This is a genomic window from Nocardia sichangensis, from assembly GCF_047200615.1.
Classification (GTDB): Bacteria; Actinomycetota; Actinomycetes; order Mycobacteriales; family Mycobacteriaceae; genus Nocardia; species Nocardia sichangensis.
Window position 1 is genome coordinate 1 of the sequence record NZ_JBJZOK010000056.1, and the last position, 25,330, is coordinate 25,330.

General features: G+C 67.5%; 21 protein-coding genes and 2 tRNA genes. 15 read left to right on the forward strand and 8 right to left on the reverse strand.

The annotated features are described in order from the left end of the window. Positions 1-102: 102 nt before the first annotated feature. Positions 103-2,685: an aminopeptidase N gene (pepN, locus tag ACL03I_RS37735; protein WP_355075934.1), complete on the reverse strand. Its 2,583-nt coding sequence runs from the start codon at positions 2,683-2,685 to the stop codon at positions 103-105. A gap of 216 nt (positions 2,686-2,901) precedes the next feature. On the opposite strand from pepN, the gene ACL03I_RS37740 reads away from it, so the two are divergent. Further along, a complete protein-coding gene (locus ACL03I_RS37740) occupies positions 2,902-3,738 on the forward strand; it encodes a phosphoribosylaminoimidazolesuccinocarboxamide synthase (RefSeq protein WP_355075936.1) in 837 nt (278 codons plus the stop codon). A gap of 3 nt (positions 3,739-3,741) precedes the next feature. Here the strand turns inward: ACL03I_RS37740 and ACL03I_RS37745 are convergent, their stop codons facing one another. The 4 genes from ACL03I_RS37745 to ACL03I_RS37760 all read right to left on the reverse strand — a co-directional run bounded on the left by ACL03I_RS37745 (position 3,742) and on the right by ACL03I_RS37760 (position 7,322). Beyond that, entirely contained in the window at positions 3,742-4,218 is a 477-nt protein-coding gene (locus ACL03I_RS37745; protein ID WP_412808448.1) for an NUDIX domain-containing protein, read from the reverse strand. Positions 4,219-4,316: 98 nt separating this feature from the next. Further along, positions 4,317-5,582 (reverse strand): RNA polymerase sigma factor, encoded by a 1,266-nt coding sequence (locus ACL03I_RS37750; protein WP_412808449.1) that lies wholly within the window; start codon positions 5,580-5,582, stop codon positions 4,317-4,319. Beyond that, complete coding sequence (locus tag ACL03I_RS37755) at positions 5,579-5,980, reverse strand: YciI family protein (RefSeq protein ID WP_355075942.1); 402 nt, start codon at positions 5,978-5,980, stop codon at positions 5,579-5,581. Before ACL03I_RS37755 ends, ACL03I_RS37750 begins: the two co-directional genes overlap by 4 nt. Positions 5,981-6,086: 106 nt before the next feature. Continuing rightward, complete coding sequence (locus tag ACL03I_RS37760) at positions 6,087-7,322, reverse strand: NAD(P)/FAD-dependent oxidoreductase (protein WP_355075944.1); 1,236 nt, start codon at positions 7,320-7,322, stop codon at positions 6,087-6,089. 179 nt (positions 7,323-7,501) lie between these two features. On the opposite strand from ACL03I_RS37760, the gene ACL03I_RS37765 reads away from it, so the two are divergent. Next, positions 7,502-8,143, forward strand: coding sequence for a mycothiol-dependent nitroreductase Rv2466c family protein (locus ACL03I_RS37765; RefSeq protein WP_355075946.1), 642 nt, complete (start codon positions 7,502-7,504; stop codon positions 8,141-8,143). A gap of 40 nt (positions 8,144-8,183) precedes the next feature. Here the strand turns inward: ACL03I_RS37765 and ACL03I_RS37770 are convergent, their stop codons facing one another. Further along, the gene (locus ACL03I_RS37770; RefSeq protein WP_412808450.1) at positions 8,184-9,293 is read right to left on the reverse strand and encodes a M48 family metallopeptidase; all 1,110 of its coding nucleotides are present in this window, start codon (positions 9,291-9,293) and stop codon (positions 8,184-8,186) included. A 175-nt stretch (positions 9,294-9,468) separates the two neighbouring features. Between ACL03I_RS37770 and ACL03I_RS37775 the strand changes: the two genes are divergently transcribed. After that, positions 9,469-9,942 (forward strand): ribose-5-phosphate isomerase, encoded by a 474-nt coding sequence (locus ACL03I_RS37775; RefSeq protein WP_355075948.1) that lies wholly within the window; start codon positions 9,469-9,471, stop codon positions 9,940-9,942. Between the two features lie 23 nt (positions 9,943-9,965). After that, entirely contained in the window at positions 9,966-10,778 is an 813-nt protein-coding gene (locus ACL03I_RS37780; RefSeq protein WP_364429671.1) for an Fpg/Nei family DNA glycosylase, read from the forward strand. Positions 10,779-10,793: 15 nt separating this feature from the next. On the opposite strand, the gene ACL03I_RS37785 is transcribed toward ACL03I_RS37780, so the two are convergent. Next, the gene (locus ACL03I_RS37785) at positions 10,794-11,744 is read right to left on the reverse strand and encodes a GGDEF domain-containing protein (protein WP_355075952.1); all 951 of its coding nucleotides are present in this window, start codon (positions 11,742-11,744) and stop codon (positions 10,794-10,796) included. A gap of 990 nt (positions 11,745-12,734) precedes the next feature. Between ACL03I_RS37785 and ACL03I_RS37790 the strand changes: the two genes are divergently transcribed. Both ACL03I_RS37790 and ACL03I_RS37795 read left to right on the forward strand, forming a co-directional pair. After that, a tRNA-Gly gene (locus tag ACL03I_RS37790) sits at positions 12,735-12,808 on the forward strand. Positions 12,809-12,855: 47 nt separating this feature from the next. Further along, positions 12,856-12,932: transfer RNA gene (locus tag ACL03I_RS37795), tRNA-Pro, on the forward strand. A gap of 379 nt (positions 12,933-13,311) precedes the next feature. Here ACL03I_RS37795 and ACL03I_RS37800 read toward each other — a convergent pair. Then, positions 13,312-14,028, reverse strand: a complete 717-nt coding sequence (locus tag ACL03I_RS37800) for a MerR family transcriptional regulator (RefSeq protein WP_412808451.1) — start codon at positions 14,026-14,028, stop codon at positions 13,312-13,314. 266 nt (positions 14,029-14,294) lie between these two features. On the opposite strand from ACL03I_RS37800, the gene ACL03I_RS37805 reads away from it, so the two are divergent. From ACL03I_RS37805 to ACL03I_RS37845, 9 genes are all read left to right on the forward strand, one after another. Further along, on the forward strand, positions 14,295-14,747 hold the full coding sequence (locus ACL03I_RS37805; RefSeq protein WP_412808452.1) for a hypothetical protein: 453 nt from the start codon (positions 14,295-14,297) through the stop codon (positions 14,745-14,747). Between the two features lie 50 nt (positions 14,748-14,797). Beyond that, a complete protein-coding gene (locus ACL03I_RS37810; protein ID WP_412808453.1) occupies positions 14,798-15,691 on the forward strand; it encodes an ROK family protein in 894 nt (297 codons plus the stop codon). A gap of 377 nt (positions 15,692-16,068) precedes the next feature. Continuing rightward, the gene (locus ACL03I_RS37815; RefSeq protein ID WP_039796592.1) at positions 16,069-17,193 is read left to right on the forward strand and encodes a GAF domain-containing protein; all 1,125 of its coding nucleotides are present in this window, start codon (positions 16,069-16,071) and stop codon (positions 17,191-17,193) included. Between the two features lie 69 nt (positions 17,194-17,262). Next, positions 17,263-18,267: a conjugal transfer protein gene (locus ACL03I_RS37820; RefSeq protein WP_245562493.1), complete on the forward strand. Its 1,005-nt coding sequence runs from the start codon at positions 17,263-17,265 to the stop codon at positions 18,265-18,267. 16 nt (positions 18,268-18,283) lie between these two features. Then, the gene (locus ACL03I_RS37825) at positions 18,284-18,544 is read left to right on the forward strand and encodes a hypothetical protein (protein ID WP_039796594.1); all 261 of its coding nucleotides are present in this window, start codon (positions 18,284-18,286) and stop codon (positions 18,542-18,544) included. Continuing rightward, the gene (locus tag ACL03I_RS37830; protein WP_412808454.1) at positions 18,541-19,086 is read left to right on the forward strand and encodes a hypothetical protein; all 546 of its coding nucleotides are present in this window, start codon (positions 18,541-18,543) and stop codon (positions 19,084-19,086) included. The genes ACL03I_RS37825 and ACL03I_RS37830 overlap by 4 nt, the downstream gene beginning before the upstream one ends. Then, on the forward strand, positions 19,086-21,611 hold the full coding sequence (locus tag ACL03I_RS37835; RefSeq protein WP_355075963.1) for an ATP-binding protein: 2,526 nt from the start codon (positions 19,086-19,088) through the stop codon (positions 21,609-21,611). Before ACL03I_RS37830 ends, ACL03I_RS37835 begins: the two co-directional genes overlap by 1 nt. 98 nt (positions 21,612-21,709) lie before the next feature. Then, a complete protein-coding gene (locus tag ACL03I_RS37840; RefSeq protein WP_355075965.1) occupies positions 21,710-24,073 on the forward strand; it encodes a hypothetical protein in 2,364 nt (787 codons plus the stop codon). Between the two features lie 51 nt (positions 24,074-24,124). Continuing rightward, entirely contained in the window at positions 24,125-25,000 is an 876-nt protein-coding gene (locus ACL03I_RS37845) for an NlpC/P60 family protein (protein ID WP_355075967.1), read from the forward strand. The last annotated feature ends 330 nt before the right edge of the window (positions 25,001-25,330 follow it).

Here is a 25,330-nt window from a genome sequence, read left to right on the forward strand (position 1 = left end):
GGGGGCGGCCGGGGGGGGGGGGGGGGGGGGGGGGGGCCCCCCCCGGGGGGGGGGGGGGGGGCGGGCCCCCCCCCCCCCCCGGGGGGCCCGCGCCGGTTTCGTCTACGGCTGTGCGTCGAAGGCGCGGGCCCGCAGCGAGCGTTCGATCCCCGCCTTGCCCTCGCTGACCAGCCGGCGCAGCGCCGGGGGATGATCGCCGGCCAGGAACTTGTCGGCGACGGCCACCGCGTCCTCGCTGATCGCCCAGTGCGGGTAGAGGCCGACCACCACGGTCTGGGCGACCTCGCTGGAACGACGCTCCCAGACGCCGGGCACCTCGGCGAAATACCGCTCCACGTAGGAGGCGAGCAGCTCACCCTGCCCGGCGGGTGCGAAGCCACCGACGATCGAGCGGGCGGTGATGTTGGGTACCGAATCGTCGCCCATCACCGTCGCCCACGCCTGCTCCTTCACCTCGGCGATCGGACGCGCCGTCGCTGCGGCGGCCGCCTGCCGCTTGCCGGCGGCCGTGGGGTCGTTGGCCAGCTCCTCATCGATGACCGGAGTGTGCAGCCCCTCGGCGTCGATCTCGCCCGCCGCCGCGAGCGCCGACACGATCCGCCAGCGCAGGTCGGTATCGACCACCAGGCCGGGCAATCCGACCTTCGCCGGGTCGCCGTCGCGCAGCTCGCTCAGCACCTCGGTGTGCCAGGCCGACAACTTCGCGCCGGTCAGCGCGTTGACGAAGGCCAGCTGGTGGTCGGAGCCGGGTTCGGCTTCGCGCGCCAGCTCCAGCAGCCTGTTCGCGTATTCCGGCCAGCCGGTGGTCGCGGCCCATTCCGGCTCCGCGTAGCTGCCCAGCGCGGTGTTGGCCTGCATCAACAGCCGTTGCACCACACCGATCTCGCTCTCGGCGCCGACTCCACGCTCGACCAGCGCGACGAAATCACGGGCGCGGAACTCGGCCTGGCGCGTCATCTCCCAGGCCGCCGACCAGGCGAGCGTGCGCGGCAGCGGCTCCGCGATGTCGGCGATGCGGTTGACCAGCACATCGAGCGAACCGGCGTCGAGGCGGATCGAGCAGTAGGTGAGGTCGTCGTCGTTGACCAGCACGAACTGGCCGCGCGGCACGCCGGCCAGCTCGGGTACCTGGGTGCGTTCTGCGGCGTCGAGGTCGAGCTCGACGCGCTTGGTGCGCACCAGTTTTCCGTCCTGGTCGTCGTAGACGCCGACCGCGAGACGGTGCACGCGCCGCTCGCCCGCGCCCGGCTGTGCCCCCTCCTGCACGACCGCGAACGAGGTGAACCTGCCCTCGGCGTCCACCTCGAAGTCGGGGCGCAGGATGTTCAATCCGGTGGTCTTGAGCCACTGCGCACCCCAGGTGGACAGGTCGCGGCCGGACGACTTCTCCAGCGCCGACAGCAGATCGTCGAAGGTGGCGTTGCCGTAGGCGTGGTCGGCGAAGTACGCGCGCAGGCCCGCCAGGAACGGCTCCAGCCCGACATACGCGACGAGCTGCTTGAGGACGCTGGCGCCCTTGGCGTAGGTGATGCCGTCGAAGTTGACCTCGACCGCGGCGAGATCGGGGATGTCCGCGGCGATCGGATGGGTGGAGGGCAGCTGGTCCTGCCGGTAGGCCCAGGACTTCTCCACGTTCGCGAAGGTGGTCCAGGCGTTGGTGTACTCGGTGGCCTCGGACTGGCACAGCACCGACGCGAACGTGGCGAACGACTCGTTCAACCACAGGTCGTCCCACCATTTCATGGTGACCAGGTCGCCGAACCACATGTGCGCCATCTCGTGCAGCACGGTCTCGGCGCGGCGCTCGTAGGACGCCCGGGTGACCTTGGACCGGAAGACGTAGTCCTCCAGGAAGGTCACCGCGCCCGCGTTCTCCATCGCGCCCGCGTTGAATTCGGGGACGAACAGCTGGTCGTACTTGCCGAACGCGTACGGCACGCCGAAGTTGCGGTGGTAGAAGCCGAAACCCTGCTTGGTCTCGGTGAACAGTCGCTCGGCGTCCATGTGCTCGGCGAGCGAGGCGCGGCAGTAGATGCCGAGGGGGATATCGCCGTGGTCGTCGGTGTAGACGTCGGTCCACTGCGCGTACGGGCCCGCGATGAGCGCGACCAGGTAGGTGCTCATCTTCGGGGTGGTGCGGAAGACGTGCTTGCCCGGCTCCGCCACGAGCGTCTGCACCACGGCCGCGTTGGAGACGACCTGCCAGTCCTCCGGTGCGGTGACGGCGATGTCGAAGGTGGCTTTCAGATCCGGCTGATCGAAGCAGGCGAACATCCGCTTGGCGTCGGCGGTTTCGAACTGCGAGTACAGGTACACGGCGTCGTCGGCGGGGTCGACGAACCGGTGCAGACCCTCGCCGGTGTGCGAGTACTCGCAGTCGGCCTCGACCACCAGCTCGTTGTGCTCGGCCAGGTCGGTCAGCGTGATCCCGGTCGACTCGTCGTAACCGGAGACGTCCAGCGCGGTCCCGTTGAGCACCGCCGAGCGCACGCCGCGCGCCACGATGTCGACGAATGTGCTCGCGCCCGGTGTCGCGCCGAAGGTCACGGTGCTGCGGGAGAAGAAGGTCTGCTCGCCCGGTTTGCCCGCGCCGTCGGTCAGATCCAGCTCGACGCGGTAGTTCTCGACCGACACCGTCGCGGCGCGTTCGATCGCCTGGTCGCGAGTGAGGTTGGGTGCGGACATAAGGCTCCTTCGTGGTCGAAGAACTGGCACGGGCAAAACCCACAATGCCACCTCGGGGTGGCAGGCCGCGCGGGACTTTCCCGATCGACCCTAATGTTCGCGGCACTTACGCACCGGTCCGCTGTGTGCGGCGGACGGCGCGGCGGCGGTGCTCGGGGGCGGCGGTATTGTGCCTGGTACAGCGCAGGTTCACCCCAGGGATTCGGAGGCTCGACGTTGAAGCATGTGCACGCCGGGAAGGTGCGTGACCTGTACGAGGACGGCGACACGCTGGTGCTGGTCGCGTCCGACCGGGTTTCGGTGTACGACGTGGTGCTGCCGACGCCGATCCCGGACAAGGGCGCCCTGCTCACGCAGTTGTCCAACTGGTGGTTCGAGTACTTCACCGATGTGCCCAACCATGTGGTCTCGGCCACCGACGTGCCCGCCGAGTTCGCCGGTCGCGGCATTCGGGTGAAGCCGCTGAAGATGGTGCAGGTGGAATGCATCGCGCGCGGTTACCTGACCGGGTCCGGGCTGGTGGAATACCGGCAGACGGGCTCGGTGTGCGGGATCGCGCTGCCGCCCGGTCTGCGCGAGGGCGACAAACTGCCGGAGCCGATCTTCACACCGACCACCAAGGCGTCCGAGGGGCACGACGAGGCGATCACCTTCGCGGACGTGGTGAACCAGGAGGGACGCGAGGTCGCCGAGCGGCTGCGCGAACTCACCTTGCACATCTACGCCAGGGGCGCCGCGCACGCCGCCGAACGCGGTGTCATCGTCGCGGACACCAAGGTCGAATTCGGCTGGGACGGCGATGTGCTCACTCTCGGCGACGAAGTGCTCACCTCCGATTCGTCGCGTTTCTGGCCCGCCGACGAGTGGGAGCCGGGCCGCGCGCAACGCTCGTTCGACAAGCAGTTCGTCCGCGACTGGTCCACCTCCACGGGCTGGAACAAGGAGGCGCCCGGCCCGGAGATCCCGGCCGATGTCGTCGCGGCGACCCGCCAGAAGTACGTCGAGGCCTACGAACTCATCACCGGCCGGACCTGGGCGGGCGTGCCGCGATAGCGGTCAGTCCGCGAGCAGCTCGGTCAGCCGGTCCAGGCAGGGCCGCTGCCCCGCGACGAGCTTGTCTCGCGCGGTGGGTGCGTCGAACCAGTCCGCGCGGTCGATCTCGGGGAACTCCGCGAGGCGGCCGGAGCGCGGCGGCCATTCGAGCTGGAAGGTTCCCGGTACCACGGCGGCGGGATCGAGGTCGCCTTCGACGGCCCAGACGGTGAGCACCTTCTTGCCGCTGCTGTAACGCACCTCGCCCAACGGCAGCCACGTGCCGTCCGGGACCGGCAGCCCGAGTTCCTCGGCGAACTCCCGGTTCGCCGCGACCTCGGCGTCCTCCGTCTCCGGCTCGTACTCGCCCTTCGGAATCGACCACGCGCCCAGGTCTTTTCGCGCCCAGAACGGCCCGCCCATGTGTCCGAGCAATACTTCGACGGCGCCGTCGGGGTTCCGGCGGAAGAGAAGGACTCCCGCACTGTGTTTGCCTGCCACACCGGGTAGTCTGCCCGGTCGCGATCGGACGAGTGCCCCGCATGCTGGTGCCCGGCGCGCCGCACAGCAGCTCCCACCACAGCCATTCGGACATCCACTCAGCCCGTGCGGTCCGCCCGCGCTTCGTGGCGCAGCTGTGCCGCACGGATGGTCAGATAGTCGCGCTCGGGGACGCTCGTCGTGCGGGCGGCGGCCTTGGTGTAGCAGGCGATGGCCGCGTCGATCGCACCGGCCATCTCGTGCAGATGGCCGCGCACGGCGTCGAGCCGGTGGGTACCCGATAGGTGTTCGTCGAGGGTCTCGGCCAGTGCGAGACCGGCTCCGGGCCCCGCCACCATCGCGGTCGCCACCGCCCGGTTCAGCGTCACCATCGGATTGTCCGAGAGCCGTTCGAGCCGGTCGTACAGCGCGAGGATCTTGGTCCACTCGGTGTCCTCGGCACGCGGAGCCTGCGCGTGCAGGACCGCGATGGCCGCCTGGATCTGATAGGGCCCGCGCAAGCCGCCGGAGAGCGTGCCGGTGACCAAGGTCGTCCCTTCGGTGATCAGCGCCCGATTCCACAGCGCGCGATCCTGTTCGGCCAGCGGGACGAGTTCGCCGTGCGCGCCGGTGCGTGCGGCCCGGCGGGCGTCGGTGAGCAGCATCAACGCGAGCAACCCGGTGACCTCGTTGTCGCCGGGCAGCAGCCGGTGCACCGCCCTGGTGAGCCGGATCGCCTCATCGGACAGGTCCGTTCGCTGCAACGTGTGCCCTGAACTGCTGGTATGACCTTCGTTGAAGATGAGGTACAACACGTGCAGTACCGCGCCCAGCCGCTCGCGCCACCGCTGATCCCCCGGCTGCGCGAAGGGCCGCTCGACGGTGGCCAGCTTCTTCTTCGCTCGTGTGATCCGTTGCGCCATGGTCGCTTCCGGTAACAGGAAGGCGCGGGCGATCTGTTCGGTGCCGAGTCCGCCCACCGCGCGCAGCGTCAGCGCGATGGCGGCGGCGGGCGTCAGCGCCGGGTGGCAGCAGAGGAACAGCATGGTCAGCGTGTCGTCGTGGTCCACGGGGACGGCGTCGGGCACCTCGCGGTCGAAAGCCGTGGTCTCCCTGCGCCGCCGGGCCACCTCCGCGCGCACGGCGTCGGCCATGCGGCGCTGTGCGACCTGGATCAGCCAAGCCCGCGGATTGTCCGGCAGGCCCTCCATCGGCCACTGGGTCGCGGCCGCGAGCAGCGCTTCCTGCAGCGCGTCCTCTGCGGTGTCGAAATCACCGAAGCGGCGGACGAGCGTTCCGAGGACCTGCGGCGCCAGTGCGCGCAGCAGGTCCTCGGTGCTCGCCGGGAGCGGTGTGTCGTCGGGCACCGCACTCCGGTCGCTCATTGCTCGGTGGCGGGGGCGCCCATCACCGCGCGAACTTCGATGTACTCGCCGATCGGTTTGCCGCCGGGGCCGGGGGCGGCGGAGGCCTGCGCCGCGATCTCGTAGGCCCGCTCGGGGCTGTCCACGTCGACGATCCAGTACCCTGCCAAGAACTCTTTGGTCTCCGGGAAAGGCCCGTCCGTGACCACCGGCGCCGACCGGCCGTCCGAACTGACGATCCGCGCCTCCTCCGGCCCGGCCAATCCCTGCGCGTCCACCAACTCGCCCGCCTCGGCCAGTTGCGCACCCAGCGCGCGCTGGAAGTCTATGTGCGCCTGGATCTCTTCCGGGGACCATTCGTTGATCGGTGTGTCGCAGTACTTGGTGGGTGCGTAGGTCTTCAGCAGCATGTATTTCATGGTCGATTTCCTCTCCGGCGTTCGGTCGCTGGGAGCGCTCCGGTGGCGCCCGCGAGGAGGTCGGAGCACGTCGCGTGCGTTCGACACATCTCTGCAGTGATTCACATCACAGCTCGGCGGAGGTGTCGGCCAGCCGATCCGGATCGACCGGTTCGCCCGCCAGGATCAGTTCCTTGATCCGGTCGGTCACGTCCCAGACGTTCACGTTCATCCCGGCGAGCACGCGGTTGTTCCCGTCCAGCCAGAACGCCACGAACTCGCGTGCCGCCGTGTCGCCGCGCACGACGACCCTGGCATGTTCGCCCGGCGCGGCGTACCCGGTGTACTCCATGCCCAGGTCGTACTGGTCGGTGAAGAAATAGGGCAGCCGGTCGTAGGAAGCCTGCTTGCCGAGCATGGTCGCGGCGGCGACCGCGGGTTGGTTGAGCGCGTTGGCCCAGTGCTCCACCCGGACCCGCCTGCCGAGCACAGGGTGCTGCTGGGCGGCGATGTCACCGACCGCGACGATGTCCGGATCGCTGGTGGCCAGGCGTTCGTCGACCAGCACGCCGTCGTCCACGGCGAGACCGGCGTCGGCGGCCAGCTCCACGTTCGGGCGCGCGCCGACGGCGACCAGCACCGCGTCGGCTTCGATCGTGCTGCCGTCGGCGAGCCGGACGCCGTTGGCGACCGCGGTCGCGATCGCGTCCTCGGTGGTGATCGCCTCGACCTGCGCGCCGAACCGGAAGTCGACGCCGTTGGCCCGGTGCAGATCGGCGAACACCTCGCCCATCTCCGGTCCGAGCACCGCGAGCAGCGGCAGGTCGGCGCGTTCGACGATGGTCACCTCGACGCCCGCCGCCCTGGCCGCGGCGGCGACCTCCAGGCCGATCCAGCCGGCGCCGATGATGACGAGCCGCCGCGTCGCGCTGCCGAACAGCTCGATCAACGTGTCGGAGTCCTCGATGGTGCGCAGCGTGTACACGTTGGGCGCGTCGGCGCCGGGAACGGGCAGTATCCGCGGCGTGGAGCCGGTGGCGAGCGCGAGCTTGTCGTAGGACAGTGTGGAACCGTCGGGCAGGGTGACCGTCTTGGCCCCGGGGTCCAGCCCGGTGACGGTGGTGCCGAGGCGGATGTCGATGTGGTGGTCGCGATACCACTGCGCGGGATCGACGATGAATTCCGGCAGCGCCTTCTTCCTGAGCAGATGCTCCTTCGACAGCGGCGGCCGGTCGTAGGGCAGGTGCTCCTCGGCGCCGATCAGTGTCACGCTTCCCTCGAAGTCCTTCTCGCGCAGAGCTTCTGCTGTCTTGGCCGCGCCCAGTCCGCCGCCGACTATGACGAAATGCTGGTCAGAACTCATCGCGGACTCCTTCTCCGAAGGGAACCAAGCACCTGCCGGTCAACCCTACTGGCAGCCGTGCGCGCCGCTCGGGAAAACGGATGCCGCGAGTGGGAACGAATCGCGCGCCGACGTGGTTGCTCGGTAGGGCGGCGCAGTGTGCGGCCGCCCGTCCGCTTGCGATCGAGAGGAAGCCGCCCGTGACCGACGAAGCCACCAAGGACGTCGCCGATTTCTGGTTCGACCCGCTGTGCCCGTGGTGTTGGATCACGTCCCGCTGGATCCTCGAGGTCGAGCAGGTGCGCGACATCGAAGCCCGGTTCCACGTGATGAGCCTGTCGGTGCTGAACGAGGGCAGAGATGTGCCGCCGCAGTACAAGGAACTGCTCGACACGGGATGGGGCCCGGTCCGCGTCGCGATCGCCGCGGCGCAGGAGCACGGCGACAAGGTGCTGTCGCCGCTGTACACCGCGATGGGCACGCGCATCCACAACCGGCGGGCCGAGTACGAACGCGAGAGCCGCAAGGAGACCCTCGCCGCGGTGATCGCCGACGCGCTGGCGGAGGTCGGTCTGCCCGCCGAGCTGGCCGCGGCCGCCGAGAGCACCGACTACGACGAGGCGCTGCGTGAGAGCCACCACGCGGGCATGGACAAGGTGGGACCGGACGTCGGCACCCCGACCATCCACATCAACGGGACCGCGTTCTTCGGTCCGGTGCTGTCCCGTATTCCCCGCGGCGAGGAAGCGGGCAAGGTCTGGGACGGCGCGGTGGCACTGGCGTCCTACCCGCACTTCTTCGAGCTGAAGCGCACGCGGACCGAAGATCCGTCGTTCGACTGAGCACCCGCGCCCGGGTGCCGTCGCGCGGCACCCGGCCCGGTCAGAACGCGGACTTCGGCGGGCTCGCGGGCACCTGGCCGTAGGAACTCGCGTACCCGCCCGCGGGCACACCGGCGCCCGCGGGCGGGGCAGGGCGCAGGAACAGCTTCCCGTGCCTGCTGCGATCGCGCAGCGCCCACATCCGCCAGGTGAGCACGGGGTGGCTGGACAGAGCGTTCACCATCCAGACGAAGAAGCCCTTCTCGACGGCCGCCCGGTCGGCCATCTCATCGAAGCCGACCAGCCGGTTCATGTACTTGCCCGCGGCCAGGGTGCCCATGGCGGCGGACGCGCCGGTGTGCCGATTGCAGAAGCCGTGGTTGTCGGCGGTGTACTCCTGCGCGCGGACCAAGCTGTTGCCGACGACCGGCAGGAACGGCACCAGGAACATGCCCAGCTGCCGCCAGTACGACGTGTGCCCCGCCGCGATGTGACCGACCTCGTGGCCGATGATGAACGCCAGCGCGTCGGGTTCGCGTGCGGCGCCGCCGATCTCGAACAGATCGCTGTAGACCACTACGTAGCGCCGGAACCCGTGCCCGCTGGCGAACGCGTTGATCTGGCCGTTGCCGAGCACCACGTAGGCGTCCGGCACCTTCGACATGCCGAAGCGAGCGGCGGCGTCCACCACCATCTGATAGCCCTCGGGGAACTGGGTCGGCGACATCTTCACGCCGTTCACCCGCTGGCCCGCGTAGTTGATGCCGCGACCGAACCACAGCAGCAGCGGGGCGGCCGCGAACGCGAGGACGTACTGGTCGAAGTTCCCGGTGGCGAGCAGCACCAGCGCGATCAGATACGCGAACACGGTGAACACCACCACGACGACGAGCATCGGTATCTCCCAGCTGTGCCGTGCGGGCATGCCGAACGGCGACAGACCGCGGGGCTGCCGCTGCGGCGGAGCTCCGGGGGGCACCGGGGCGCCGGGGTAGGAGCCATAGGGCGCCGGATACGCAGCCGGGGGCGCGGACGGATAGGAGCCCGAGGTGTACTGCTGGCCGTACGACGCGGCAGGCGTGCTCCGATCCGAGACCCACCCGCCCTGCTGGGCGTACGGGTCGGCCTGTCGGCCCGCCTGGTCGGACGGCTGGGGTTCGAACGGCTGCATGGAATGAACTCTATTCAGTTGCCGGGAACGGGGTCGGCGCGTCGGCCGTGTCATCGGGCACTGTGGCCGCGAACACAACTGGCGCATCAGTCGATTCGCGCGGGCCCGCCGCGGTGTTAATCGCGGGGCAAGCCCTCTCGCCGCCGCGCGGCGGCCACCTGACACAATGCCTGCCATGCGCGTTTACCTGGGTGCCGACCATGCCGGTTTCGAACTGAAGAATCACGTCAAGGCCCATCTGGAGCAGGCGGGCCACGAGGTCGTCGACTGCGGCGCGCTCGAGTACGACGCGCTGGACGACTACCCCGCCTTCTGCATCGAGGCGGCCCGCCGGACCGTCGCCGACCCCGGCAGCCTCGGCCTGGTGTTCGGCGGCAGTGGCAACGGCGAACAGATCGCCGCGAACAAGGTGCCCGGCGCCCGGTGCGCGCTGGCCTGGAGCGTGGAGACCGCGAAGCTGGCACGCGAGCACAACAACGCGCAGCTGATCGGCATCGGCGGCCGCATGCACTCGACCGAGGAGGCGCTGGCCATCGTGGACGCGTTCGTCTCCACCCCCTGGTCGGGCGAGGAGCGCCACCAGCGGCGCATCGACATCCTGGCCGAGTACGAGAAGACCGGAATCGCCCCGGCGGTTCCCGCGTACTGAGCGCACGGAGGTCGTAACCGGCTGTGCCGGAAGGACATACGCTGCACCGCCTCGCGCGGCTGCATCAGCGTCGCCTCGCGGGCGGTGTGGTGCGCGTGTCGAGCCCGCAAGGCAAGTTCGCCGCGGGCGCTGCCCGCGTGGACGGGCAGGTGCTGACGAAATCCGAGGCGTGGGGCAAACACCTCCTGCACCACTACGACTCGGGCCTGGTGGTGCACGTGCATCTCGGCCTGTACGGCACGTTCACCGAATCCGCGTTGCCGATGGGGGAGCCGGTCGGGCAGGTCCGGATGCGCTTGTCCGGGGAACCGGACGGGCAGCCGGGCTTCGGCACCGACCTGCGCGGGCCTGCCGCGTGCGAGATCCTGCTGCCGCCGGAGGTGACGGCGCTCACCGATCGGCTCGGTCCTGATCCGCTGCGGCGCGGCGCCGATCCGGACCGGGCGTGGCAGCGCATCCATCGTTCCCGCAGGCCGATCGGCGCGCTGCTGATGGACCAGCAGGTGGTCGCAGGGGTCGGCAACGTCTATCGCGCGGAATTGCTGTTCCGCCATGGGATCTCCCCGCATCGTCCGGGTACGGAGCTGTCCGCGGGCGAATGGGCGGACATGTGGTCCGATCTGGTCGCGCTCATGCGGGTAGGGGTGCGCGTCGGGAAGATGGTCGTGGTGCGGCCCGAACACGATCACGGCGAGCCCTCGTATGCCCCGGATCGCCCGCGCACCTATGTCTACCGCCGCCAAGGCGCCCCGTGCCGTCTGTGCGAGACGCCGATCGCCCATCAGGTGATGCAGGCGCGGAATCTCTTCTGGTGCCCCACCTGTCAACCCGGCTGACCCGGATCGGCCGGGTCAGCCGGCGACGGCGGTGTCGATGTCCGGCTCGTCCGCGAGGGCGAAGCGGCGCCCACCGGCCGTCTTCGCGGAGTACATCGCGCGATCGGCGCGGCGCAGCAGATCGGTGAAATCGAGCGGGCTGCCCGGCGGGTTGTAGGCGGTGCCCACGCTGGCCGACACCGGAACGGGCCCGGCCGACGACCAGACCGGGTCACGCAGCGCGGCCACGATCCGATGCGCGAGGTCACCGAGGTTGTTGTGGTGGGGGTTGGTCGCGAGCACGAACTCGTCACCGCCGTACCGGCAGATCACCGTGTCCGGCGGGCACACTTCGCGCAGTCTGCCGGCCAGTTCGACCAGCACTTCGTCACCGATCGCATGCCCGTACCCGTCGTTGATCTGCTTGAACCGGTCCAGGTCGATCAGCAGCAACCCGACGCCGCGCGTCGGGTCGGTGGCCATCAGGCGCACCTTGTCCTGCAGCAGCGTCCGGTTGGCCAGATCGGTCAGCGCGTCGTGGGTGGCCTCGTGGCGCAACCGGTGCTGCAGCGCGGCGATCTCCTGCACGCGCAGCGACACCTTGGCCGACAGGTTCTGTTCCTGTTGCGCGAGAGCGCGCTCCTGAAGCGCCTGGGCGTAACTGTCGATGGCCTGACTGGCGATGAACGGCCAGCGTGTGGCCACCAGGGAGCCGGGCGTGCCGGATGGGAAGCCGAGCAGCCAGCGCGTGGCCTGCGCCAGCATCCGGATCCGGTCGAACGGCGCATCGGCGAGCCGGGCCCCGAGCATGCGTGCTTCCGGAACCGGGAACGGCTCGCATCGCGCGAGTGTGAGCAGGCGCTCGACGATCTCGATCAGCACCGGTTCCAACTGCTGGGGCGCCGCGCCCGAACCGGGCTCGGCGCAGACCGCACGGGCCCATGCTCGGGCCATAGCGGCTACCGGGGGCTCGATGTCGGTCGACATCGGACTCACCCGGTGTGGGCGACGTCGGTACCCAGGTGCCCTGTAGTCACACAGGCGCCGGCGTCACCCTGATCGTTCCCACTGCTACGCGGTTGCGTCCACCTGGTTCGGCGCACGTTCACCGCCCCCTTTCCAGATACCCCCGTCCGGCAAAAAGGATCCTAGCAAGCCACTCGGCATCGAAAAGCGGAGATTTGCAACGTGTTCTCGACGCCTGGCGAATGGCGATCGGGTATGTGATCGTTCCCGTCGCGTTGGTGTTACACCGGATTCCCGTTCGCTGCAAAATCGCGGCGCGACGCGCTGGCGACACGCTGTACGAGGTGTGCGGAGAGTGGTGCGTGAGCCACGGGGGCGGTCCGGACCGTCCACGCGCCGCTTGCTTCACGAGAATCTGTTCTCGCACGCGACGTCCTCGTCTTCCCTGTCGAGTTGCGAATGGTTGTTCCTGGCGTGCTCGAGGTTGGCGCCTGCTCGCGGTCCTCGGGCCGAACCGGCTCGGGTACCGCTCGCCGCCCAGTGACGCGATGTCGGTGTCATCCCGCTCTCCCGGCCAGCAGGTTGCCGTGCGATCGGCCGAGGGTTCGCCGGAAAGACTTCTCGGCGCAGAGCGCCCGGAACCCTGCTCGGTGTCGTGGCCGTGGCTGCGCGACACGCCGCGCGCGGCGGTTGTGACAGCGAGTCGTGCGGTCCTCATCGGAATTCCCTCGAGCGAAGTTCCTGGCGTGACATCTGTGTCATCTGAGTTTCGCCCACCGGAATCCGACACGCCAGAGTTTCAATGAAAAATCACCTTTAAAAATTTCCGGCGCGCGCTACCGCGTGCCCGCGCGCCCGCCGTGCGACACTGGACGCGGCAACCCTGGAGCGCTCCGGCGGGCAACCTGCGAGATCGCGCTGCGCGGGGGGCTGATTGGCGTTTCGGAAGCCTGGTTCGGTACAGTCGGATCGCACACGACATCGTGGCGATCCCATCGGTGTCGTATGCCTGCGGGTGTAGTTCAATGGTAGAACCTCAGCCTTCCAAGCTGATGGTGCGGGTTCGATTCCCGTCACCCGCTCCACGGAGCATTCATCCTCGTCGGCGGCCGCCGCGTCGCCGCGAGGGCCACGGGGTGTAGCGCAGCTTGGTAGCGCATCCGCTTTGGGAGCGGAGGGTCGCAGGTTCAAATCCTGTCACCCCGACCATCGTTCGGGGGTGAGGTTCGTGCTCGGATCTCGATCGGCAGGCGGTGCCGCCGCCGCGCCGTCTTCGATCATCGGATCGGTATACCTACGTATCCCAGCGGGTTTCGCCCGTGCGCGACGGCGGCCATGGGGAAGGCGCGGAGACTTCCGTCTGCGGCTGCGGTCGCCGGACACCCCGTGGCAACCCTTCGGCATCGGTCCTGAGTAGCCGAGTTCGACGATTCGCCGGCCGTCGCGTTCGACGCGCGAGATCGGGATACGAGACATTCGGGTCGCCGTCATCGGCGCAGCGCTCGAAAGACTCGAACGATTTTGTCTACTTAAGTATTCGACAGCGCCGGATGGAAATTAGAGAACGGTCGGTTCGCGGCCCGCGCCGTCACTGTTCGGCTTGCCGCTGCGGGCTGGTGACCACCGGCGGCAACTCGGAGTGCCGGGCGAACGCCTGATCGATCAGTTCCGACGTGGCGCGGGTGACGATCAACCGGGCGATCGCCAGATCGGTCTCCAGTTTCGTGCGATCCCGCGGGGTTCGTGCGGATTCCTCGTAGGTCTGCCCGGCCAGCCGGTAGAACAACTCGGTGGCGAAGCGGTCGGCGATGCGATCGCAGTCGGCGCGCAGACGTTCGACCAATTGGAACGTGTCCTGCATAGGCAGCCCGGTGTCGTGCAGCCGGGTGGCCAGATCGCAGCACCGTGGATTCGTGACCCGATACGCCTCGAGCGGGTCCTCGCTGGAGGCCAGCGCCTGCTTCGCGTAGTCCGGCAACTCCGCGTAGCTGTCCTGTGGCTCGGTGGTGGCTTCCGGGTCTGCTGCGGCTGCGTTCTGACTCTTCACTCCGAGTACATCGGCGAGTCCGTCGCCACGGTCCCAGGCTTCGAGCAGTTCCCTGATCCCGTTCAGCTTCATGCCCCGCCCCAGCAAGCGGCTGATCGTTTGCAGCCGGTTGAGGTGGTCCGACCCGTAGTACCCGATCCGCCCGCGCACCTCCGGCGAGGGCAGCAGACCTCGCTCGTGGTACACGCGGACGCTGCGCACGGTGGTGTCGGCTGCCCGTGCCAGTTCGTCGATCGTGAATTCAGAGTCTGCAGCCATGTTTAAAAGGAAACCATAGTCGGGCCCCCGTGGAAAACGGTCCGTTTCATAACGTGCCGTTAAAGACGGTAGCTGGGTGTTGCTTGAAGGTCAACGAGCCGTTACATAGCGGTACAAAAGGTTGTGTGCTGGGCAACAGTGGGCTACCGTGCGTAGACCAGCTTATCGCGGCTGGGTTCCGGGGACTGTTGAGCAGCCCTGATGACGTCCGATCCATGGGCCACGCACCTGCCAGAGGTGTGTGCTCGGCATCCCCGGAGATGGCTATGAGCATTACGCGAACCCTTCCGATGGACACGGGATCCATTGCGTCAGCAAAGATCTCGTCGATTCCGGCAAAGTCGAACCAGCGGCCCCCGTGCGCCGACGTCCCGGACAACTGGGACATGGACAGCGGGAATCCGGATGCCTGGCGAGCGGCGGTGCGCACCTGCCAGAGTTGCCCGCTGCTCACGCAGTGCCGCCAATTGGCGCAGACGCTGACCACCCGGGGTGACGGTCCCCGCGCGATGATCTGGGCCGGCGTCGCCTATGACAACTCCGGCAGCGTCATCGAGAACCTGGACCGGCACCGCGCCGCGCCGATCGACCACAAGCGCCCTATGCGCATCATTCGCACCGGGCCGCGTCCGCTGCGTACCGTATCCACTCTTCCCGCGCCCCGCAGGCACATCGTGCTCGGGCAACCCCTCAAGTCGACCGGGACCGACGGTCTGTGACTATGCTGCGTCCACCTTTTCGCGTCGAGTCCTTCGGTGGTGCGTAACTCATGACAGTGCTGGCATTGGAGATCGGGTCGTCGGGCTTCGCGGCGACCAGGGTCGCCGACGATGTCGACACGGACGACATCCGGAGGATCCCGATCCCAGCGACGGGCGCCTGGGCTCGATGCCAGGAGCTGCTGCTCGAGGTCGCGGGCGGTGGCGAGGTCACCGCCCTCGGTGTCGCTTCGGCCGGGCCGATCGATATGGCGGCCGGTGTGATCGCTCCTGCCGAGGTTCCGGAGTGGCGGGGAGGGTTCGGCATCGTCGAAGCGGCGCGGAAGTTGTTCCCGAAAGCGCAGGTTCCACTCGCGCTGGACGGCGTCTGCTTGGCGCTGGCGGAGCGAGGCTTCGGCGCGACGAGTGGAGTGATGGACAGCCTTGCGGTCAGTGTCTCCGATCGCATCACCGGCGGGGTCGTGGTGGGCGGCTTCATCCTGGTGGGGCGCACCGGCAACGCGGGGCATGTAGGTCACGTCCTGGTTCCCGGCTTCGATGATCGATGCTCCTGTGGGGGCCGTGGGTGCCTGGAGGCGGTCGCGGGTGGCCTGGCCATGGTGCGCTGGGCGCGGGAGCAGGGCTGGGCGGGCACGTCGGTGAGGGAACTGCTCGATGCCGCCGGCGTGGGTGAGGACATTCCCGTCGCGGCGCTCGGCCGGGCCGGTACGGCGCTCGGCCGGGCGATCGCCTCGGTGGCCGCACTGCTCGATCTCGACCTCGTCGTGCTCGGCGGCCCGCTCGCCGGAGCGGGGCCCGCGCTGTGGAAACCGCTCGGCGAGGCGGTCGCAACACATGCCAGGCTGAGCTTCCTGCCCGGATTGCGGGTGGTTCCCTCGCAGCTCGGAGAAGGCGCGACGATCATGGGCGCGGGTGTGCTGGCCCTGGTCGGAAGGAATACCTGATCGCTTCCCGCGGTGGCGTAATGCCCTGGGCGGGAGTGGGTTCAGCCGCGGGTGAGATTGCCAGGGGGATGCCGTCGGCTTCGGCCGGTGGCTTCCGATGATCTTGTTCGCTGGTTTGCGGCAGATGTGCCGTTGCGCTGTGCGCCGGTCGAAGGGAGGTTCCTCTCGAACTCGACGTGAACAAAATGAACTCGGCTGCGCATGTCGTATGAACATGATGGAGACTTCGTAATAACAGGCGGCGTGGTCACAAGTTGATTGAGCCGCTAAATAACGGTACATTGCCTATTGTCACAAGATGTCTCATCCGGGGAGGCGGACCCGGAGGAACGGCTGGTCGGGCAAGTGCGAAGCGAAGTGGCGCAGTGATTCCATGGGTGACGATCGAGACGTTGGCGCCGGACGGCATGTCCGTGGCGTCGGTGGGGGATGCACCTCGTGAGTTCGCGAGCTGGCAGCGAGTGCTGCAGCGGACGCTGTCCAAGACGCCCGCGCTGTACGACAAACTGACGACCGCTGGACTCACAGAGGCGATCCAAACCGCACATGATCAGGCGCAAGACGTCGACCTGGCCATTCAGACCCGATCGGGACGGCATCAACTGTTCATCCGTCCGATCTTCGGCCCCGCTGGAGACGTGCACGCGGTGCGGCTGTGGTTGGGTCCGGCGTCCGAGCGGGTGCCGGCGTTGCGCCCGGCGGTGGGAGCGATCTGGGACCTGAGTAGTCAGACCATTCAGCAACCGAGCGGCATCACGCGGCTGTCCGGCAGCAGCGCCGAAGAGTACGTCCCGAGGATGTCGATCGCGGAACTGTTCCACCGGGTGTCCAGTTTCGACCGGCACGCCGAGGTGCTCGATCTGCTCTACGATCCCAAGCCCGGCGAGCGAATGCAATTCGACACCAACGTGATTCACGGATTCGGACGTGCGGCTCAGTGGCGGATCACCATTCGCGCGCGCGACGACGAGCGCACCCGTGGCGCTTGGTGGCTGATCGAGGACGTGACGTCGGAGAACGCACAGGCGACGTGGCCGACCTTGGAGCGGATCGGTTTGCGCGAGGCGCATCGGCGGGCGGGAACGCATCTGGCCGTGGTGCAGCTCGAGCACACCAGCATCTCGCACTGGCTCACCGATCCCGCGCCCTGGGTGCGGTGGGACTATCTCTTCCGGCCCGTCGATGTCTTCCATCCCGAGGACCGTCCGCGGCTGGCCGAACTCGGCGACCGGCTGCGGTCGGGCGACAGTGCGGGTGTCACGTTGCGGGTACTCAACTACGGCGGCGGTTACACGCCCACATCGCTACTTTTGTACCCCTATCCCGGGTACTCGAGCAGACAGCTGGCGATCGCCCAGTTGGTCCGGGTCGCCGACGACGTACCGTTGCTGGAAACCCATCGCCAGGTGCTGGAGCCGCGGCAGCGCAGCGCGCCGATCGGATACGACGAACAATTGCGGCATTGGCTGGCGGGCAGGATGAAAAGCAACCCCGCCTGCTGACAGTTTTCATTCCCATGAGTGGGAACTACCGGCCGGTTGGGAACGCCTGTGCTCTCTACCATTTCGGGAGTGAGGACAGGTATTCGTGAGTCGGCAGATTCGGGTGAGGCCCTGCTTCGCCGGATGGCCGCTCGCCGTCGTCGCGACAACATCGTGGTCGCGGTGCTCGCCGTTCTCGCGGTGCTCGGCGGTGGACACGCAATTCTGAGTGTCTTCGACTCCGGGCCGCCAGCGCCGTCGGATGACTCGACGACGGCAATCATCGGGCATGCGCACTTGGCAGGCTCTTATGCCGAGCAGTTCGTCGTCGCATACCTCACTGCCGTTGCGGGGCAGCAGGATCGGATCGGCGAATATGTCGGCTCCAATCAGCAGATCACCTTGCCTTCGTCCGCGCGCCAAGTGTCCGACCCGTCGGTGGTCTACGTCTCTCGGGCGCTCTCGGCCGGGGGGCTCGAAGTATGGTCGGTCACGGTATCGGTCCGGGTCGGCAAAGTCGGCGCCGCGACGGCACAGGATCAGCGGCAGTTCTACCGTGTCGCGGTCTCCGTGTCCGATGGGCGGCTGCGTGCGCTGTCGACGCCCGCCTTGGTCCAAGCCCCCTCCAAGGGCGTCGATCTCAAACTGGCCTACGGCGCACCCTGCGCACCGGACACCGTACTGGGACAAGTCGCGGCGGGCTTCCTGAGCGCCATGCTGGCCGGAAACGGTGACGTGGCCCGCTACACCACACCGGATGCCGGGCTGGCCGCACTGAAACCGCCCCCCTTCACCGCCGTCGAGCTGACCTCGCTCACCACGGACGATTCGAGCTGCGGCTCCGGCGGTGCGAAGGCCCAAGTGCTGGCCACCGTCAATCCCAAAGCCGATACGGGAGCGACCGCGACGCTGGCCTACCCGCTCACCATGATTCGCAACGCGGGCCAGTGGCAGGTGGTGTCCATAGATCCGATTCCCGCCTTGTCGAGTCCGCTGGCGGTAGTCGTCGGTCAGGATTCCCGCGGCGGAGCGCCGCCCACCTCGTCCTCGTCCCCCTCGACGTCGGTGACGATTCCGCCGGCGACACAGAACTGATCCGAGAGGCAGCCCGATGGGTAATTTGAGCAACATCCTCTATGGCATCCTGATCTTTGTCCGATGGGGCGGAATGATCATCATCGCCATCGTCACGATCGGTGTGGTGATCTCCGAGGCGGCGAAATCGAGGCTGTCACCGGCGCGGATCATCGTCGTCTTCGGCTCGGGGTTGATGGCCGGGGTGGTGATCTGGATCCTGCCTACGACCATCAACTACGCGCGCACGGACGCGAACCTCATCGTCCCCGATCACCCCATCGGTGGCTATCGATGACCCAAGTCATCAAGGTGTTCACGCCGATCAAACGTGTGCCAACGATGATCGGCAAGGCGCAGAACGGGCAGAAGCTTCCGTTCGGTCCCTACACCCTGCCGCAGGTTGCCGCCGGTGTGGCGATGATGTCGGTGACCTCGGTGGGCGCCATGGCGTTGCCGCTGAACCCGGCCGTCACTTTCATCACGGGTCTGGCGTTCACCATCCTGTCGGTCTTCGTGCTCGGGCTGGTGCCGTACACGGGCGTCCGGATGCTTTCACGCGCTTTCTGGCTCGGCAGGCTCATCGTCTATCGCAAGCCGGTGTCGGCCTCGGGCATGCCGATCACCAGTGACTCGGTGCGCCACACCATGTTCATCGAGGAGACCGTGGTCCTCCTGCTGCCCGACCGCCCTGGCACGGCGGTGGCCGCCCAGCCGAAATCCGGCATCCGCCTGCTCGAGGTGGTGAGTGGAGGCGGTAAGGCCACCGACCTGTGGCGGCGATTGAACGGCAACGACAACGGCGACAGCAACGGCACAGCCTCCGGAGGAAGCCCCTGATGGCACTCGGACGAGATCTACAGCCCACCGCGGCGATTCGCGGCAATCTTCAGTTCACCCATACGGGTCTGGTCACCGCGACCTACTTCATCAATCCGCTCGGTTACGGCTTGCGCAAGGCCGGTGACAAGTACGACGTGAAGATGGCGCATCACGCGCTGGTCACCAATCTGCCGAGCGGATCGCTGCTGCTGGGCATCCAGGCGCGGCTGAACACGATCGACGTGCTCACCAAGATGGTGGAGGGTGTCGACCTGGACGAGTGCGAGGACTACGCCGACGAGGTGGTGGCCTCCTACGAACGCGTGCACGCGATCATGCCGCAGACCCGGATCTTCCTGTTGTCGATCCCGGTCGGGGCCAGCAACTCGAGCATGTCCGCGCTGTCGCGCCTGTGGCGTGGCAGCACCCCCACGATCGATGCGACCGCGATCGCCCGCGCCGACCTGGACGAATACGACGATAAGGCGAACGAGATCCTGTCCAGGATCGGCGGCGACTTCGATCCGGTTCCGGTGCCCGCGGCCCTGTTCCAATGGCTGTGGGAGCACTATCTCTCGCGCGGCGCGGCAGGAGACCCGGTGGCGCCCACCCGTGCGGGCGCGCTGGACGACGCGACGGCGGCGGTGTTCCGCTCCGCCGCGCTCGACGAGGGGGCACAGGCCGACAGCAATCGGCGTATCCGTCCCTCGTTCATTCCCGTGATCAAGGTGGTACAGCCGGATTTCGAGTACCGCCCGTCCTACCAGGCGATGCTGACGCCGCATTCCTTCCCGTACGCGGGCATGACCTTTCCCGGCGGCAGCGAGTTCCTCAACGTGCTGGAGGGTCTCGGCGACGTCACCGTCGACTGGGGCATGCGGATCTCGACCAAGCCGGCCGAACAGGTGCTGAAGAACAACGAACTCAGTTTGCGCAGGCTCGGCGAGCAGATGGACCAGCGGGACCAGGAGGTCTCGTTCGCCCAGAACACGTTGGCCTCGAAAGCGCGCATGCTCGGCGAGTACAACCAGCACTTCGAGGTCAACGGCGGGGAATCGGAGGTCTCGTTCACGACGGTTATCGCCATCGGCGGACCGACGCGGGACGCCACAATGGACGCGGTCAACACGCTCAAGCGGCGCTACAAGCGGTTCCAGGTCGACATGACCGCTCCGGTCGGCGCGCAGGTCGACCTGTGGTCGATGCTGATTCCCGGTAGCCCGCCACGCCGTGCCTTCGACGACTTCGCCCATATCGTCCCCTCGGACATGTGGGCCGGTTTCGTGCCGTTCACCACCAGTCAGATCGGTGACGACAGCGGGCCGGTGATCGGGGTCAACCTGCTGTCGGGACATTTCGAGCCGATCCACTTCGGCATCATGGAGGCCGCGCTGCACGACCTGTCCGCCTCGTTCGCGGTCACCGGCGAACTCGGCTCGGGCAAGTCGTATTTCCTGAAACTGATGGCGGTGCTCGTACACGACATGGGCGGGCAGTTCCTCGCCATCGACCGCAGTCAGGTCGGCGAATGGGAGCACTTCGCGCGGTCGATCGACGACGCGGTCATCATCGACCTGGCCAATCCCACGGTGTCGCTGGATCCGCTGCGGTTGTTCAACCCGCGGATCGCGGGTGAACGGGCGCTGGACTCGATTCTTCCGCTGCTGGATCTGTCGCCGACTTCCGGCGCGGGCGCGGCGGCCAGCAATCTGCTGTCACCCAGAGGCATGGCCGAGCACAAGATCAAGAGCCTGCTCGATCTGTTCCATGTCGTGCGCCGGCTGCGGGAGCACCCCGAGCGGGGAGAGGAGTACGCCGATCTCGCGGCGCGGCTGGGCACCGTGGTGGAGCGGGTTCCGGTGCTGTTCGACCCCAAGCTGCGACCGCTGCGTCTCGACGCCGCCGCGACCGTCGTCCGCAGTCACAATCTGCAACTGCCGAGCGCCGAGGAACTCACCACGCCACACTTGTACAACCGGTTGCCGCTGACGAAACGGCTCGGCACGGCGCTGTACGAACTGGTCGGCGTGGCGGCGCGGGAGGCCTTCCTCTCCGACAACGGCAGGTTCGGCCTGTTGGTCGGCGACGAGGCTCATCATTTCACGCAGACGCAGGTCGGCTCCGCGGTCACTTCCGATTTCAGTCGTGACGGCCGTAAGCACTTGGCCGCGATCGGGCTCGCCTCGCACGACCCGGCCACCGACTTCCAGGGCGCGGCGCACAACCTGATCCCGAACCGGTTCGTCTTCCGGCAGCGCGACGAGACTTTGGCGCGCAACAGCTTGGAGTGGCTGGGCGTCGATCTGGAGGAAGCGCCGTTTCTCTTGCAGATTCTCCGCGAGGAGACCTCGCCCCCCGTCGGTCCCGGTCGGCAGATTCCCGAGGAGCGTCGGGGCGAGATGTTCATGCGTGACGCGCTGAACCGCATCGGCCGCGGCAAGGTCCTCGGTCCGGCGCGTCCGGACCGGGCCGCGGCGATCACCAGCACTCCGACCAGCGTCAGCGGTGCGCGTTCGGCCCTGCCCGAGCGATTGGGACGTTGATGAGATCGATACCCGACTCCAGAATTCGCCCCGATCGGTCTTCCTTCGGGATGCCTTGGGAGCCGCAGTTCTGGGACGCGGACCGTTGGCGACCGCAGATGGTGTTCCGGCGCTTCCGGGCTTGGATCGCCGCGTCGCGCCGTCGCAGGCGAATCGCGTGGATCGTCCTGGCCCTCTTCGTGCTGTTCGTCTTCCCGGGCCTGATCCACGCCGTGTCCATCGCGCAGCCGGGCACAGCGACCCAAGGGTCCGCTCCCAACAGCGCGACGAGCTGGATGAATGTCAGGGACTCCTATGGGGTCAACGTGTCGAGCTACATGTTGGTGGTCGATCGCGGCGGAGTGTTCAACCTGGGCAATTTCGCGCTGTGGATCATCCTCATGCCGTTGTTCGCGGTATGGCAGCTGTTATCGATCACCGGGGTGTGGCTGCCTGCCAAGGCGATGGACTTCCAGTGGCTCAACCTGATCAGCGCGCCGTTGCAGGCGATGTCCCGCAACCTGACGGCGCAGATCGCGACCCCCCTGCTGGCCTCGACGGCGCTGGCGATCGGTGCGTTCTTCGTGGGCTATTTCATCGTGCGCGCGCTGTACGCCAAGGCTGCCGTGCAGGTCGTGACGATGATCGCTTTCGCCATCGGGGGCGTGTTCTTTCTGGCGAACCCGCTGGCCGAGGCGCTGTCCGACCACGGTGTGCTGATCCAAGGGCGTGACTTGGGTCTTTCGGTCGCGGCGGGTCTGAACGGGAACAACAATCCGAATCCGAGCCAGTTGGTCGGCACGCTGCAAGCGACCATGGCGGACAATTTCGTGCGACTTCCGTTGCAGGTCTGGAACTTCGGGCACGTTGTGGACAGCAACCCGTCCTGCCGGGCGGCGTGGTCCGCCGGAATGACTGCCGGCAGCGAAGATCGGGTGAAGGGCGGGATGAAGTCGTGCGGCGACAGCGCCGCGTATGCCGCGGTGGACAATCCGGGCGTCGGTCAGATCGGGGCCGGACTTCTGCTGTTGCTGTGCGCGGTCATTCTCTTGGCCTTCGCCGCATATCTGTCCATCAAGATCATGTGGGCCGCGCTCGACCTCATCTACTACGGATTCGCATCGATCTTCGGGTTCGCCGCGGGCGGATACATCTACGGTCCGACGCAGACGTTCACCGTGCGCTGCGTGGTGCACGGCTTCATAGCCGCCGGGAAGATGGCCTTCTTCGTCATCGCTCTCGGCATCTACGAGCTGTTGCTGGGCAGCCTGTTCCGTGCGGCGAACGGTCAGATCATGGTGGTGTTCGTCATCGGGGCCGGTGTCGAGATCATCGCCATCATTCAGGTGCGGCGTCTCAGCAGGAATATCGATGAGGCCAACGACTGGGTGGTCAACCGTATCGGTGTGGCGATACAGACCGCGGGATCGTCACAGGGCGGCGGCGGTGGCAGCGCCCTGGGCATGAAGTTGGGCATGGGCAACTCGGGTGCAGCGAACTCGATGACCCCGCTCGCGATGCTCGGCGCGATCAGCACCATTAACAGTTCGCCGGTCACGGCGTGGATGGCCGGTGGTCGCCTCAACCCGCTCAATCCTTTCGCGCGGGTGGACCAAATCGACAAGAGGAACAAGGCGAAAGGCCTGAAGACGCGCGACCTGAGGGCGGCCGCGCACGCCTCCGCGTTCGACCGTGTGGCTGCTGCCGATTACGCCCGGCAAGGGATAACCAGGTCCGGGTCGCGCCGGAATAGTGAAAGGTCTGCCGCTTACGCCGCAGAAAATGTCGCCCATATGACAGGCATGATGGGCAGCGTGCAGTATGCCCTCCGTATGGCCGGTATCGGTTGGACTCGAGGACAACGGGCGACTATCGCGCGCGCGGATATCATCCGGCACGCGGATGACGAGCCGCTGGCGTCGAAGCACCTCGGCCGGGTCGTCGCGGCGCACAAGCACTTCGAGCGGGACTTCCATACGAATCCGGGAATGATGATGGCCAGGTTCCACGGGCTGGAGGCCAGCGTCGATCGGTATCGAGGTGATTACCAGGGCGGTGTGCGGATTTCGGATGAACTGGCGCAGCTCGGCAGTGATTACATCGACAATCCACACCGGGAATGGATTGATGCGTTGCAGGCCCATGCATCGGGGCCGATCAGGGACCCGGCCGCCGCGCGGCTGCGGATCAATGGCCAGGACCTCAGTCAGAACGATGCGGACAGGTTGAGGCAGTGGATCGCCAACGAGCATGCGCTGCGGATCCAGGCTGCCACCAACTGGGTAGCCGAGAATCCCCAGGACTTCGATCGCATTCGAAGATTGCGCGCCGAAATCGACAAAGCTGCCCAGACCGACCAATGGCAAGCGGGCCGGAATATCACGGGTGCTGTCTCGCTCGCCCAGCCGGACCCCGCAGCGAATCCGCTGCCCGACATTCCGGACAGGGTCCTGAATCCCCTCAGAAACCCACGCGGCCGCTGATCCCCTCGATCGCAGCGAAACAGTGGGGCAGATATCACAGAAAGGTATTCGATGATCGGTCGTCTCTTGACCCTCGTACTGATGCCGATCTGGGTGTGGGTAGTGCTGGGCGGCGTGGGCGTCGTGCTCATGTTGCTGATGGGTTTGGTGCTGGTCATCGGCGGTGCGTCGTCGGCGATCGCCTCCGACCTGCACTATCAGTGCGACAGTGCGGTGGGGCCCGACCCCTCCCAGACGGTGACTCCCAGTCGCGCACCGACGGCAGCCCGGCCGACCGTGCGAAGCGCACCGGTGGGTGGGGTGACCACCGCTCCGACCACGAATCCGTACGCGGAGTTGACCATCGCACCGGATGACACCAGCGCTTCGGACTGGCAGCGCGCCTGTACCACAGCGATGCGATACGCTCCGCGCCAGGACCCCCCCTTGCTCACCAGCAATTCGGGTATCGGCGCGGACTGTGCACGCGAGCTCGCCCTGGCACAGCTGACGGCGAGTGCGGCCCGGAACGGATCCGGTAGCCGCGGAGGCGCCGAAGAGTTCACCAGATCGGTGATCTACCAGGCCTCGGCCGCGCAAACGACCGGTCGATGCGCGGCCACCGAGGCAGCGGTGGCGCAGTCGTCGGTCGCGGGCGGTGCGGGGCGGCGCGCATGCGGACAGCTGGACGGATCGTTGGCAGTCGTGGTGCTGCCGAACACCATTGCGGCCCAGGGCGCGTGCGGCCACCGCGTCGATCCTGCCGCGGTATCGCCAGGCGACCTGGTGTTCTGGAATTATCGAAACAACGCGCCGACCCAGGTCGGCATCGCGGTCAGCGACACGCGGCTCGTCACCACCGATGCGGCGACCGGTGAATTGGTCGAACTGACCATCCCGAGCACGTACGACGTGCGGGTGAAACGAGTACTCGGCAGCGGGATGTGATGAGTAAGCGATGCCGCCAACAGAGGTAGAGCCCCAGATAGAAGCCGGCGAGGATGCCGAGGCGCCGCCGGCGCCGATGACGCCGTGGTCCAACCGGCCGGATCAGCAGCGGCCGCGGCCGGGTGGGGTGCCGGGGTCGCCCGGCAGTCCTTCTCCCGGGCCGGGGCAGTCTCCCGGAGCGGGGCAGCCAGGGTCCGGACAGCCGAATGGTGGCGGTGACGCCGGGGTTCCGGGTTCGTCTGGGGCGCCTGGTGGTCCGTCTGCGCCGGGTTCGCCGGGTGTGCCTGGTCAGGCGGGTGTGCCTGGTCAGGCGGGGCTGCCTGGTCAGGT

Coding starts and splice junctions, on each gene's coding strand:
- ACL03I_RS37810 (WP_412808453.1), top strand. CDS start 14,798: ATGACAGTGCTGGCATTGGAGATCGGGTCGTCGGGCTTCGCGGCGACC.
- ACL03I_RS37840 (WP_355075965.1), top strand. CDS start 21,710: ATGGTGTTCCGGCGCTTCCGGGCTTGGATCGCCGCGTCGCGCCGTCGC.
- ACL03I_RS37830 (WP_412808454.1), top strand. CDS start 18,541: ATGACCCAAGTCATCAAGGTGTTCACGCCGATCAAACGTGTGCCAACG.
- ACL03I_RS37805 (WP_412808452.1), top strand. CDS start 14,295: ATGAGCATTACGCGAACCCTTCCGATGGACACGGGATCCATTGCGTCA.
- ACL03I_RS37755 (WP_355075942.1), bottom strand. CDS start 5,980: ATGAAATACATGCTGCTGAAGACCTACGCACCCACCAAGTACTGCGAC.
- ACL03I_RS37800 (WP_412808451.1), bottom strand. CDS start 14,028: ATGGCTGCAGACTCTGAATTCACGATCGACGAACTGGCACGGGCAGCC.
- ACL03I_RS37785 (WP_355075952.1), bottom strand. CDS start 11,744: ATGTCGACCGACATCGAGCCCCCGGTAGCCGCTATGGCCCGAGCATGG.
- ACL03I_RS37835 (WP_355075963.1), top strand. CDS start 19,086: ATGGCACTCGGACGAGATCTACAGCCCACCGCGGCGATTCGCGGCAAT.
- ACL03I_RS37825 (WP_039796594.1), top strand. CDS start 18,284: ATGGGTAATTTGAGCAACATCCTCTATGGCATCCTGATCTTTGTCCGA.
- ACL03I_RS37775 (WP_355075948.1), top strand. CDS start 9,469: ATGCGCGTTTACCTGGGTGCCGACCATGCCGGTTTCGAACTGAAGAAT.
- ACL03I_RS37750 (WP_412808449.1), bottom strand. CDS start 5,582: ATGAGCGACCGGAGTGCGGTGCCCGACGACACACCGCTCCCGGCGAGC.
- ACL03I_RS37770 (WP_412808450.1), bottom strand. CDS start 9,293: ATGCAGCCGTTCGAACCCCAGCCGTCCGACCAGGCGGGCCGACAGGCC.
- ACL03I_RS37760 (WP_355075944.1), bottom strand. CDS start 7,322: ATGAGTTCTGACCAGCATTTCGTCATAGTCGGCGGCGGACTGGGCGCG.
- pepN (WP_355075934.1), bottom strand. CDS start 2,685: ATGTCCGCACCCAACCTCACTCGCGACCAGGCGATCGAACGCGCCGCG.
- ACL03I_RS37845 (WP_355075967.1), top strand. CDS start 24,125: ATGATCGGTCGTCTCTTGACCCTCGTACTGATGCCGATCTGGGTGTGG.